10 protein-coding genes are annotated in these 13,662 nt (G+C 28.0%); all 10 read left to right on the plus strand.

Going from position 1 to position 13,662, the window contains the following annotated elements; all coding sequences use genetic code 11:
• Positions 1-95 precede the first annotated feature (95 nt).
• The 10 genes from dnaG to nadR all read left to right on the plus strand — a co-directional run bounded on the left by dnaG (position 96) and on the right by nadR (position 13,359).
• Entirely contained in the window at positions 96-1,919 is a 1,824-nt protein-coding gene (gene dnaG / locus AB8B23_RS02000) for a DNA primase (protein WP_369713188.1), read from the plus strand.
• Positions 1,912-3,090 (plus strand): RNA polymerase sigma factor RpoD, encoded by a 1,179-nt coding sequence (gene rpoD, locus AB8B23_RS02005; RefSeq protein WP_021745208.1) that lies wholly within the window; start codon positions 1,912-1,914, stop codon positions 3,088-3,090. The genes dnaG and rpoD overlap by 8 nt, the downstream gene beginning before the upstream one ends.
• 76 nt (positions 3,091-3,166) lie before the next feature.
• Complete coding sequence (locus AB8B23_RS02010; RefSeq protein WP_369713189.1) at positions 3,167-4,117, plus strand: RNA polymerase subunit sigma; 951 nt, start codon at positions 3,167-3,169, stop codon at positions 4,115-4,117.
• A 27-nt stretch (positions 4,118-4,144) separates the two neighbouring features.
• Entirely contained in the window at positions 4,145-4,957 is an 813-nt protein-coding gene (locus AB8B23_RS02015; RefSeq protein WP_369713190.1) for a Nif3-like dinuclear metal center hexameric protein, read from the plus strand.
• 246 nt (positions 4,958-5,203) lie between these two features.
• On the plus strand, positions 5,204-6,478 hold the full coding sequence (locus tag AB8B23_RS02020; RefSeq protein ID WP_039901623.1) for an NRAMP family divalent metal transporter: 1,275 nt from the start codon (positions 5,204-5,206) through the stop codon (positions 6,476-6,478).
• 280 nt (positions 6,479-6,758) lie between these two features.
• Positions 6,759-7,907, plus strand: coding sequence for a cysteine desulfurase family protein (locus tag AB8B23_RS02025; protein WP_369713191.1), 1,149 nt, complete (start codon positions 6,759-6,761; stop codon positions 7,905-7,907).
• A 34-nt stretch (positions 7,908-7,941) separates the two neighbouring features.
• Positions 7,942-9,132, plus strand: a complete 1,191-nt coding sequence (gene thiI / locus AB8B23_RS02030; RefSeq protein WP_147005942.1) for a tRNA uracil 4-sulfurtransferase ThiI — start codon at positions 7,942-7,944, stop codon at positions 9,130-9,132.
• Positions 9,133-9,167: 35 nt separating this feature from the next.
• Positions 9,168-10,733, plus strand: coding sequence for a YhjD/YihY/BrkB family envelope integrity protein (locus AB8B23_RS02035; RefSeq protein WP_369713192.1), 1,566 nt, complete (start codon positions 9,168-9,170; stop codon positions 10,731-10,733).
• Between the two features lie 37 nt (positions 10,734-10,770).
• Positions 10,771-12,180 (plus strand): DNA recombination protein RmuC, encoded by a 1,410-nt coding sequence (locus tag AB8B23_RS02040; protein ID WP_369713193.1) that lies wholly within the window; start codon positions 10,771-10,773, stop codon positions 12,178-12,180.
• Positions 12,181-12,300: 120 nt separating this feature from the next.
• Positions 12,301-13,359 carry a multifunctional transcriptional regulator/nicotinamide-nucleotide adenylyltransferase/ribosylnicotinamide kinase NadR gene (gene nadR, locus AB8B23_RS02045; protein WP_369713194.1) on the plus strand — a complete coding sequence of 353 codons (1,059 nt, stop codon included), beginning with the start codon at positions 12,301-12,303 and terminating at the stop codon, positions 13,357-13,359.
• Positions 13,360-13,662 lie beyond the last annotated feature (303 nt).

Genomic DNA, 13,662 nt, shown 5'->3' on the forward strand with positions numbered 1-13,662 from the left:
TTTGTTTATAAAGTATTGACTATTTAAAAAAACAAATTATACTAATAGTGTAAATATTTTTTATTGACTGTTTTTTTATGGAGGAATAAAAAATAATGATTTATAGTGAAAAAGAGATACAGAAATTAATTGATAATTTAGATATTGTTCAAGTGATTGGAGAATATGTAAATTTAAAAAAGGCAGGTTCAAATTATAAAGGCTTATCTCCTTTTAAAGATGAAAAGACTCCATCTTTTACAGTCAGCCCAGTAAAAAATATTTTTAAGGATTTTAGTACACAAATTGGCGGAAATGTAATTTCGTTTTATATGAAAATCAATGATGTTAGTTTCATTCAGGCAGTAGAAGAGTTATCTCGAAAGTATAATATTCCGCTCAAGAAAAATAGGGAATATAGGACAATCAATCAGGAAATTGAAAGAAAAAAGGCTATAAACAAGGAATATTACGAAATAATGAATGAAGCCCAGATATTTTTTAGAGAAAATATTGAAAAATATCCTGAAGCATTAGAATATATGAAGGAACGTGACTTCTCTATTGAAGAAATCAGAAAATTTGGGATAGGATTTGCCAATAGTTCAAGAGATGAATTATTTCAGCATTTATTAAAAAAAGAATTTCCAGAAGAAAAGATAATAGAATTAGGACTTGTCAAAAGAAATGAAAATGGTGAAATTTATGATAGCTTTAGGAATAGAGTGATTTTTCCAATTTACAATATAAATTCTCAGATTGTAGGATTTGGGGGACGTATAATTGAAAAAAATACTAATTTTCCTAAATATTTAAATTCGCCAGATTCACCTATTTTTAAAAAAGGAAATGAACTTTTTGGAATAAAGCATCAGGGAGAAAATATTAGGAAAAAAGGTTTTGCAATGCTTATGGAAGGATATCTTGATGTACTTACAGCCCAAAAAAATGGTTTTGAGAATGCAGTTGCAAGCCTTGGAACAGCACTTACTGAGGAACAGGCACAACTTCTAAAAAAGTATACAGATAAAATATTGATTTCGTATGATAACGATGAAGCTGGGAAAAATGCCATAATAAAAGCAGGATACATTTTAAAAAAATATGATTTTGATGTAAAGTGTCTAGTTATAGATGGAAATGAGAAGGATCCTGATGAGTTCTTGAGGAAAAATGGTAAAAAGGCATTTATAGAAGTTGTAAAAAAATCAGAAGAAATTTTTGATTTTTTAACAAAGGAAGCTTCAAAAGATTTGGATTTGAATGACATAAGTGGAGAAAGAAAATTCATTGAAAGATTAAAACCATTTTTTTCAAATGTTACAAATAATCTTAATAAAAATCTATATTTACAAAGATTATCAGCCAATTTTGGAATTAATGAATTTGTTTTAGAAGAGGAACTCAAAAATTTGCCGAATAAAACTTCTAAAATGAAAAAAAGAAGAATCTATGAAAATCAGAAAGTTCAATACAAAAAGCCAAAAAGAGATTTATATATTGAACTGGAAGAACAAACACTTATATATATATTGGAATTTTTTAAATCAGAAAAGGAAAAATGTATAGAACTTTTAAATAAAGAATTTAGCCATCCGATTTTTAATGAACTAATAGAAAAATTGAAAGCTATAGATTTTGATATAATGAAGCTTGATAAAATTGATATTAGTGAAGAAAATAGGGAGATTGTAACAAACTTGAAGTTACGGGCAGATAATGACATTAAGGATAAGGAAATTTATTTTAGGGAAATTTATTCTGGCTGGTTTGAGCGTGAAATAGATGAGGAAAGACAAAAAACTGAGGAAGAAAACGATAGAATTAAGAAAATTGAATTAAAAAAAATATTATCAAAATTAAAAAATATTAATAAAATTAGTGAAATAGAAAAATTATATAATGAATTTATATTGATAAGGAGACCGAATTATGTCTGATAAAAAACAAAATTTAAAAAATAGTCTCGCAAATTTTATAAAACAGGCACGAGAGCAAAAAGTTGTAAGTTACGAAGAAATAAATTCTGTTTTATCTATCGGATTTTCAACTGAAAAAATCGAGCAGTTAATAAAAAAACTGACTGATGATGGTGTTCAAATCGTAGATACTATAAAGGAAAAAGAGGATTTATTAAAAGTTCCTGATTCCATAGAAGCTATCGAAAAAATGGAAATATCGGATTTTGAAGATTCGCATGATGAATTTGTAGAGAGTGAAATCGACGATTCGGAAGTGGATAAACTATTACAGACAGATTTGTTAAAAATGGCAGAAAGTATGGATGTAGATGAACCAATAAAAATGTATTTGCGTGAAATTGGACAAATTCCACTACTTAGCTATGAAGAAGAAATCGAATATGCTCAACGGGTTTTAAATGGCGAGGAGGAAGCAAAACAGAAATTAATAGAGTCAAATCTAAGGCTTGTTGTCAGTATCGCAAAAAAACATACAAATCGTGGCTTGAAAATGCTGGATTTAATTCAGGAAGGAAACATGGGGCTTATGAAAGCTGTGGAAAAATTTGAATATGAAAAAGGATTCAAGTTTTCGACTTATGCAACTTGGTGGATTAGACAGGCTATAACACGTGCAATTGCAGATCAGGGAAGAACAATAAGAATACCTGTTCATATGATTGAAACAATTAATAAAATCAAAAAGGAAAGCCGTATTATTTTACAGGAAACTGGAAAAGAGCCAACAGCAGAGGAACTGGCTGAAAAGTTAGAATTACCAGTAGAAAAGGTAAAAAGTATTTTGGAAATGAATCAGGATCCAATTTCACTTGAAACTCCAGTTGGAAGTGAAGAAGATAGTGAACTGGGAGATTTCGTGGAAGATGATAAATTTGCAAATCCTTATGATGCGACAACTAGAGTTCTATTAAAAGAACAGCTTGATGAAGTATTAAAAACATTAAATGAGCGTGAGGAAATGGTGCTCAGATATAGATATGGACTAGATGACGGTTCTCAGAAAACTCTTGAAGAGGTGGGGAAAATCTTTAATGTAACAAGGGAACGTATTAGACAGATTGAGGTAAAAGCATTAAGAAAATTAAGACATCCAAGTAGAAGAAAAAAATTGGAAGATTACAGGAGCTAAAGTTGTTATTTAGCTCCTTTTAGATATTTAGGATTTTTAGATAAACTAAATAATAAATAAAATAAGGGGAAAGAAGATGTTAAAAAATGTTTTTGAAGATATAAGAAAAAAAGGAAGTTTCAGTTTTGAAAAAATTATAGAAAATCATACAATGAATGATGATGAGTTTTTTGAATTTTTGAAATTTATCCATTTGGAAAATATTCCAGAGGTTAGGACTTCAACTGATGGAAGTGATTTTATCGTATTAGAAGACGAGAATATTTTTATTGAAGAAAAGGATATGATAAAGTCTTATTTAGAAGATATAAAGAGAAAATACGAGGAACTCGAGAAAAAAAGTGAAAATGAGAAAGAAAAGGAAGAATTAATTGATAAATATTTAAAAATTGCAGTAAAAGAAAGCTTGCTTTATTCAAAATACGGATTTTCGTTTTTGGATACTGTTCAGGAAGCTACACTTGGAATTATGTCGGGTTTGAATTATTACGATGAAATTATGAAAATAACAAAAGAGCCTGAATTTTTTGTGAAAAATTTTGCTGTAAAATATATTTTGGAATTTCAGAAGGAACTGCTAAAAGATATTAAATCATCTGAATTATCATATATTTTATATTTAAAAGTAAAAGTTGATAGGAGTATGGGATTTTCAATGGATGAAATAAGTAAACAGATGAATGTTTCAAAAGAATATATTGAACAGCTTGAAAAACTATTTGACGAGGTAGAGCCTGAAGAGCTGATTGAAAATTCACAGATATTGGAAAAGGCTGATAAAATTACACAAATGTATATTCTTGAAAATATTCCTAAAAAATTAAATTATCTAGATGAGCAGATTTTAGTTATGACTTATGGACTGGATGATAAAGTGTATACAGAAAAGGAAATTGCAAAATCTTTAAATATTGCTAGTCACAATGTAAATATTTTAAAGGAAAAGGCACTTAATAAGTTATCAATTGACTTGATGAGAAATGATTTTGTAGAAAATAATGAAGAGGCAAATTATACAATAAATTAAGAAAAATAATGAAAGGAAAAGGAAATTATGAAATTATGGGAAATAATAGGAGAGCTTCACACAATCTTTAATCCTAAAATTGCTGAAAACTGGGATAATGTCGGACTTCTTGTGGGAGATAACACAAAGGAAGTCAATAAAGTGTTATTTTGTCTGGATGTAACAGAAAAAGTTGTAAAACAAGCTGTAGATAACAATGTAGATTTGATAATTTCACACCATCCAGTTATTTTTTCAGGTCTAAAGAAAATTACAAATGAAACTGTACATGGAAGAAAGTTATTAAAATTAATAGAAAATAAAATAGCAGTTTATTCAATTCATACTAATTCTGATTTTGCAATTAATGGATTAAATGACTTTATAATGGATAAATTAAATCTAGATGGGGGAGAAATAATTTTTAATGAACATGAATTTCAAGACTATAATCCAATAAAAAATAAGGTGGAACGTGTACATAGCGGACTTGCAAGAATAAAGATATTAAATGAGGAAATGAGACTGGAAGACTTGCTTGAAAGAATAAAGGATTCTCTTGGAATAAGCTATGTAAGGTATGTTGGCAATAAAGATGCATATGTACGAAAAATTGGACTTGTTACAGGTGGTGGAAGTTCATTTATGTATGAAGTGGCTGATAAAATTGATGTGTTTCTCACAGGAGACTTGAAGTACCACGAGGCTTTAGATGCTTTAGAAGAAGGGCGTATTTTAGTTGACATTGGACATTTTGAGAGTGAATACTTGTTTGTAGATATGATGGAACAGAAAATGGCGAAATTCTTTAATGGAGAAATGATTCGACATTTTGAAGACGAGGTATTTAAGTTAGGATAAAATTATTTTAAAAGTAATAATAAGAAAGTCTAAAAATATAATAAAATTAGACAAAAAAATTTTGAATATCCAGTACAAAGTGTTATAATACCTTTATAATTTCAAAAATTTGAGAATCAAAATATATTTAAAACTCTGTAAATTATAAATGCAAGATAAATAAAGCAAAATAATAACTTTTGAGTTTTAGATTTAAAATAATTACTTTAATTTTTGAAAAAAACAAGAAAAAAGGAAGGTGTTTCTATGACAACTACTCACACAAGCTGGTATCACAAGTTTAAAGCCTTTGGACCTGGAATTCTTATGGCTTCAGCGGCTATTGGAGGTTCTCATATCGTGGCATCTACACAAGCGGGTGCATTATACGGATGGCAATTGGCAATCATTGTAATTTTAGTTAATATTTTTAAATATCCATTTTTCCGTTTTGGAACTCAATATACGTTAGAGCGTAAACATTCATTGATTGAAGGATATGAAGAAAAAGGGAAAATTTACTTATGGGTATTCTTTATTATGAATATATTTTCTGCGGTTATTAATGTTGCGGCAATAGGTATTTTGACAGCAGCAATTTTGGCAAATATTCTGAAATTGACATTTTTAAGTAGCCTTACTCCTACAGCAATGGCTTCAATGATTAATTTGCTTACTACAATTGTTCTTGTAGGCTCACTTGCAATGATGGTATTTGGAGGTTATAAACTATTGGACAGCTCTTCAAAATTTATAGTTATTTCTTTGACAGTTGCAACAATCATTGCAGTAGCTATTGCATTATTTAAACAGCACCCTGTAGCTCCTAATTTTGTTGTTCCATCTCCTTGGAAACTTGCTGCATTGCCATTTATTGTTTCATTAATGGGATGGATGCCTGCGCCAATTGAAATTTCGGCAATTAATTCCATGTGGACAGTTGAAAAGCAGCAGAGTATGAAAGTTCCTCACAAGATTGCAATGCTTGACTTTAATGTAGGTTACTGGGTTACAACTATTCTAGCGTTTGTTTTCCTTGCATTGGGAGCATTAATTCAGTATGGTACAGGTACAGCAATTAAAGGAGCAAGTGCAGCCTATATTGCACAATTCATTCAGATGTACTCAAGTGTAATTGGAAGTTGGTCAGGTCTTCTTATTGCGTTTATTGCGTTTATGTGTATTTTTGGTACGACAATCACCGTAGTAGATGGTTATTCACGTGCTAATGCAGAATGTCTACGTTTAATTTGTAAACAGAAAGAAGTAAAGACTTCACATTTTAATATCTGGATGACTTTAACTGTAGTTATAGCAATGATTATTGTATTTTTCTTTGCTGGAAATGTTGCAGCAATGATGAATTTTGCAATGATATTTTCATTTGTTTCGGCTCCAGTTTATTCGTATCTTAATTTTTCACTTGTGAAGGATAACAATAAATTACCTGTCTGGCTATGGTTTTTATCAGTTGCAGGAATTGTTTATCTGGCAGGATTTACAATATTCTTCCTTGTGTATTTATCAGGAATTTTAAAATAGAGTAACATACAAGACTGTTTTAGAAATTGGAACAGTCTTTATTTTTTAATTGTTTTTGATAATTTTTATAAAATATAGTATAATAGGAATATATATTTCTTAGGATAATATCTATAATATTTAAAAAAAACTAAAAAAATAAACACAATATATTCAAAAATTTTTAAATTTAGGCAAAAAAAGCAGATAATATCAGGATTTAAATAATATAATCATAATTTTTGAATTTGGTTTTAAATGATTTTTTAGTTGAAATAGTCCGATTATTTTAGGAGGAAAGATGATTTACTTAGATAATTCAGCTAGCACAAAGCCACGTAAAGAAGTTATAGATGTGCTTATTCAGACAATGGAAGAAAATTATGCAAACGCTGATGCAATTCACAGTTTTTCCCATAATATTCTTTTAAAAATAAAAAATGCAAGAAAAATCATAGCTAACTATCTGAAGGTGGAAGCTGAAAGAATTTATTTTACAGCAGGGGGAGGAGATGGAAATAATCTTTTATTGCAGGGAATTATTAATGCAAACTCTCGTACAAAAAAGCATCTTATAACAACAAAAATTGATCATCCGTCAGTTTATGAGGTATTTAGACATTATGAAACTGCTGGTTTTGAAGTTGATTTTCTAGATGTTGATAGAGATGGATTTGTGAATTTGCAGCAACTTCAAGATGCAATTCGTGAAGATACGTTGATTGTATCTGTGGGAGCAGTAAATAGCGAAACTGGAGCAATTCAGGATTTAGAAAAAATTTCGAAAATTATTCAAGCAAAAAATAAGGATACATATTTTCATACTGATTTTGTGCAAGGTCTTGGATGTACAGATATAAAATTTGATAAATTTCCTGTAGATGCAATAACAATAAGTGGACATAAAATTCATGCACCAAAGGGAATTGGAGCCATCTATATAAATAAACGTGTCAAAATTGCAAATATAATTTACGGTTCAAATGCTGAAAATGGAATTGTAAAAAGAACAATGCCTACGGAACTTATTCTTGCATTTACAAAAGCTGTGGAAATTTTATCGAGGGAAGATAAGCTAGAAATGGAGCATTCTCAAAAAATAAAGAAATTACTTGCAGACAGGATTTGTGAAGAAATTAATGATATCAAGCTTAATTCATCGCTTAATTCTGAAAAATCAAGTCCAAAAGTTCTGAATATTTCTTTTAAGGGAACAAAAGCCGAAGTATTGACACATTTTCTGGGAATGTATCAAATTTATGTTTCCACGGGTTCAGCTTGCTCATCAAAGAAAGGAAATAGCAGAATACTTGAAGTTATGGGACTTAATCAATCGGAACTTGATGGAGCGATAAGATTTAGTTTTTCGAAAGATAATACTGAAGAACAGATTGCTGAAGTTGTCAAAAGGCTAAAGGAAAGTGTGGAAAGAATTAGAAAAATGAGATAATATTTTTTTTTAATAATATTTAGAAAGGGAAAAAATGAAAAATTATACTAATAAAAATTTATTAGACGCGATAGGTCTTTCTTATGGAGAATTGTCACTGAAAGGGAAAAACAGAGGACAATTCGAAAAAAAATTACGAAATAAAATCAATAAAGTGTTAAAGGGATTTGATTATAGGCTTTTTGACGATTTGTCAAAATTATATGTTTTAATAAATCCTCAAAATCTAGATGAAGTAACAGACAAGTTAAAAAAAGTTTTTGGAATAGTCGGGCTTAATCAGTCAGCAAAAGTTGAAAGAAATGATGAATTTATAAAGGAAAAAGTGCTAGAATTTGCAAACTATGCTTATGAAAATGGAGCTAGAACTTTTAAAATAACAGTCAATCGAAGTAATAAAGGATTTGAAAAAAAATCTATGGATTATGCACGTGAACTTGGAGGACATGTACTTGTAAACAGTCCGTTTGAAAAAGTTAAAATGAAAGATCCAGATGTTATGATAAATATAGATATTAGAAAAAACGTTTATATTTACACAGATAGAATAAAAACTTATGGAGGACTTCCTCTTGGATCGACAGGAAAGGGGCTTGTTCTTTTATCGGGTGGAATAGACAGCCCAGTTGCTTCGTTTATGATGGCAAAAAGAGGGATGCGTCTGAACTTTATTACATTCCACAGTTTCCCATTTACAAGTCAGCAGGCTCTTGAAAAAGTAAAGGAATTAACTGATATTTTATCACTTTATGTTGGAAAAACAAGACTTTATTCGTTAAATATACTAAAAATTCAGGAAGCAATAAATACTCAGACAAAAAAAGATTTAGCAACAATTTTGACAAGACGTGCTATGATGCGTCTAGCTGAAAGATTGTCAAATACTATGCAATACCAAGCTTTAATTACAGGAGAAAGCCTTGGACAAGTGGCGTCTCAAACAATGGGAGGGCTTACATGTACAAATGCTTCTGTAGAAAAATTGCCAGTATTTAGGCCTCTTATCGGAATGGACAAGACAGAAATAATTGAAATTGCAAAGGAAATAGAAACTTATGAAAAATCTATTGAACCGTATGAAGATTCATGTGTAATTTTTGCACCAAAGCATCCTGTTACAAATCCAAAGCTGGAAGATGTACTGGAAGAAGAGGCAAAGATTGAAAACTATGATGAAATTATGAATGAAATTTTTGAGGAACGTGAGTATTTTAATTTTGGGTAAAAATAAATTTTAAAAAATAATAATGGAGAAATTTTATGAAAGAAAAAAAAGATTTGAAAAAACAGAAAAAAGAAACATCAGAAGGTGGATTTAAGAAAAGAATTGAGGAAATAAAAAGGATAATTTATTTAATTTATAGAAATTATCGAGATGGAGAAACACAAATACTTGCAATTTCTCTTACTTACTATTCACTTTTAGCAATTTTTCCTGTAGTTGCTCTAGTTTTAGGAATTACAAAAGGATTTGGACTAGATAAGATATTTATACAGAAATTTTTTGAATTATGGCCGGGAAATAACAGCTTTCTAAAAATAATTGTAGATATAGCGCAAAGACTTTTATTATCAACAGAAAGTAGTATATTAACAGGTGTAGGAATTGTAATTTTGATTTATTCTGCAGTAAAAGTTTTGATAATGCTGGAAAATTCATTTAATAAAATATGGAAAATTAATAAAAAAAGATCTATAACAAGAAGAGTTATTGACTATATTGCGATTATATTTTTAGGACCAATATTTTTTGTATTATTGTCGGCATTAAATTCAATTGCAGTCGAGGAAATGGTAAAACATTTTCCAAGTAATGGTGTATTACTTAATTTGTTTATCGGACTTTTCGGGCCTGCAACGTATATTATTCTGTTCAGTTATCTATTTTATATAATTCCAAATACAAATGTAAAAATAAAGCCAGCAGTTTTTGCTGGAGTTGTAACAACAGCTCTTACCTTTGGATGGAAACTGTTATTTTTACTATTACAATCTTCAATTACAAAATATAATATAATTTATGGAAGCCTTGCATTAATTCCAATTTTTCTAATTTGGGTGCAATATGTATGGGTAACAATTTTATTAGGAGCACAAATAGCATTTTCAATTCAGACTTCTGATGAGTTTTTATATAATGAAAAAATTGAAATGCCAATAAAGGTAAAAAGAGAAGCGGGAATTTTAATTTTATCATTAATAATTAAGAATTTTGTGGAGAAAAAGGAAGCATTCACATATCAGAAATTAACGGATAGACTAGGTATGGAAGTGTTTTTTGTAAAAGAAGTGTTGTCCGATCTTGAAAAAATGGGATTCATAAATGAAGTGTTTTATGACAAAAATTCAGATAGTCAATATCAGGTTGCATACAGCCCTGAATCTATAACAATTAAAGAATTTATGAAAAAATTTGACACTAAAAATATCGAACATTATAAAGATATTTTTGACAATTTAAATGAGGATGATCAAAAACTTCTTGAAAAAATAAGAGAAAAATTAGCAATGAAAAAAATTGAAAGTTCTGAGAATGAAAATGAAATTTCGAAACAAGAAGTAGAATTTTCAGAAACAGAATATTTTAAAGAAACAAAAGTTCCTGCAAATTCAAGAAAGTCAGAAGAATTAACAATAGATTTTCAAATTTCAAAGCAATCAAAACAAAAAAATGAAAATTTACAAGTAAAAGATTCTCCTAAAATAATAAGAAAAGAAAAATTAAATCGTGATCCTGAAATTCAATCATCTTCAAAAGAAACTGAAAACTCTCAAAATAAACAAAAAAAGGTTAGATATGAAGATGGAACTTGGAAATTCTTTTAATAAATAAAAATTATGCAACTAAAAAGGAGACTTAGAAATGATAGTAATAGTACTAGTAATGACAATTATAAATATTATTTCAGTAGCCGCAATAATTATTTATCTTAATAGAAAAAATAATAAAAATACGGAAAAAATGATAATAAATCAAATAAATGAAAATAATAAGGAAAATTTTGAGGAAAATAAGAAAAAATTTGATGAAATTGAAAAATCAATAAATCTTAATACAAAAAATAATTTACTTGAAGGAATAAGCAATTTAGGAAATGTACTATCTGAAAATAACGAAAAACTTCTTTTAAGATTTAATGAGCTTGGGCAGAATATAAATACCACGATGAATACCAATAATCAGCTTTTATCTAAGAATCATACTGAAAATACACAACTTTTGACCACAAGTATGAATAATAATATTCAAAAACTGTCTGTCAGATTAAATGAAAATAATACAGCATTGACGGGTGTTATGACTGAAAATAATCAGTATTTAACTAAAAATATAAATGAAAATTTTGAAAAATTAAGTCATAAAGTTGAAAGCAGACTTGATTTAATGAATACAAAGGTAGAAGAGCGCCTGTCGAAAGGGTTTGAAGAAACTACAAAAACTTTTGGAAATGTGCTGGAAAGACTAAGTAAAATTGATGAAGCACAAAAAAAGATAGAGGCATTATCAAGTAATGTTGTTTCGCTTCAGGATATTTTAACAGATAAAAAAAGCCGTGGAATTTTTGGAGAAATTCAGCTTTATCAAATATTATCTTCAGTTTTTGGAGAAAAAAACGATAAACTTTACCAAAAACAATATAAACTTTCAAATGGAACAATTGTTGATTCTATTATTTTTACTCCAGAACCCCTTGGCAACATTGCAGTTGACTCAAAATTCCCATTAGAAAATTATAGAAAAATGTATAATAATGAATTATCTCAGATTGAAAGAGAAAATGCTAGAAAAGATTTTGTAAGTGACTTGAAAAAACATATAGATGCGATTTCTTCAAAATATATAATAAAAAATGAAACGAGTGAACAAGCAATATTATTTCTTCCGGCCGAAGCAATTTTCGCTGAAATAAATGCTTATCATACAGATATAATTGAATATGCTTACAAGAAGAATGTACGAATAGCTTCACCAACAACATTAATTTCAGTATTGACAGTAATTCAGGTTACGATGACTAATTTGGAACGTGACAAATATGCAAATATAATTCAGCAGGAATTGGAAAAATTGAACGTTGAATTTACAAGATATCGTACACGTTGGGATAATTTGCAAAAGGATATTGAAAAAGTTTCCAAAGATGTAAAAGAAATAAACACAACTTCAAATAAAATAAGCAAAAGATTTGTAGAAATTTCAAATGCAAAATTTGAAGAAAAAATAGGAAATAACAATGCAGAAAGTTTTAAAATTTTAGAAATTGAAGAATAAATTAATTTGATGAATTTAACAAAAAAATTATGCTAAATTCCATAAAAAACAGTTTTATACAATTTTTACCATAAATAAAATCAAAAAAAGTATTAGTATAAAAAGGAGAAAGAATAAACAATGCAAAAAAATGGAATAATATTTGGAAAATTTTATCCATTGCATACTGGACATGTTAATTTCATTCAAATAGCCAGTGGTTACGTAGAAAATTTATATGTTGTCGTATGCACAGATGATGATAGGGACAAAAAATTATATGAAGAATCAAAAATGAAGAAAATGCCGACCGTAAAAGATAGAATCAGATTTGTAGAGAAAACTTTTAAACATCAGAAAAACATAAAAATAATACATCTTGCAGAAGATGGAATTCCTTTTTATCCAAATGGCTGGAAATTATGGAGTGAAAGGGTACAGGAAGCACTTTTAAAAAATAAAATTAAAGTGGATGTAATTTTCACAAACGAAACTCAAGATGTAGAAAATTATAAAAACAATTTTTTAACATTACCAAATTTCGAAAAAACTTTTAATAAAAATTTGAAAATTCAATTAATAGACATAAATAGAAATAATTTTCATATCAGTGCAACAGAAATAAGAAAAAATCCATATAAAAACTGGTTTTTTATTCCAAAATATGTAAGAGAGTTTTTTGTCTTAAAAGTAGCAATAATCGGTTCAGAACACTCTGGAAAAACTAATTTGGCTCATAAATTATCCAATTACTACAATACAACTTATGTAAAAGAATATAGAAAAGAGTATATAAAAGAAGAATTACAAAATCATATAGAAAATATGCAATATTCTGATTATAGCAATATTGCTTATGAACATAACAGAAGAATATTGGAATCTGTTAAAAATGCTGACAAACTAACTTTTATAGATACTGAATTTTCCTCTTTGCAGACTTTTTCAATAATTCAAAATTATCAAAAAAACCTAGTAATAGAAGATTTAATTAAACACAGTAGCTTTGATATACTAATATATATTGAAAAAGAAATAAATTCAAAAAGTGAAAAATCTGAATTTGATAATATATTACAACACTTACTAAAAAAAAATAATCAAAAATTCATAAAATTATTTTATAAAAACAATAAAAGTCTTACAGAAAATTATATAAAGAGTATTGAAATAATAAATAAATATCTCGAAATAAATTAAAAATAATTTATTAGAATAATATCATTAAAACTAAGAAACAATAAGCGCTTTCTAAGAACTAAAAAATGATTTACGAATAAAAATATGAAAAAATTTAGAAAAATTCAAAAAAAGTAGTTGACAAAAGGGAGTGATTGTGGTAATATATATCTTGTCGATACGAAAAAGGTATCACAGGACAATAGAAAATAAGAATAGAAGAAGCAATAATGTGTAATAGATAAAATAAAAGTCAAGAGTATATATTTTAGTAGAGTAAGATATGAACTTGTCAAAACTAAGGTGAAATAAAATATATTTATG

The sequence above is a fragment of the Leptotrichia sp. HSP-342 genome (assembly GCF_041199995.1).
GTDB lineage: Bacteria > Fusobacteriota > Fusobacteriia > Fusobacteriales > Leptotrichiaceae > Leptotrichia > Leptotrichia mesophila.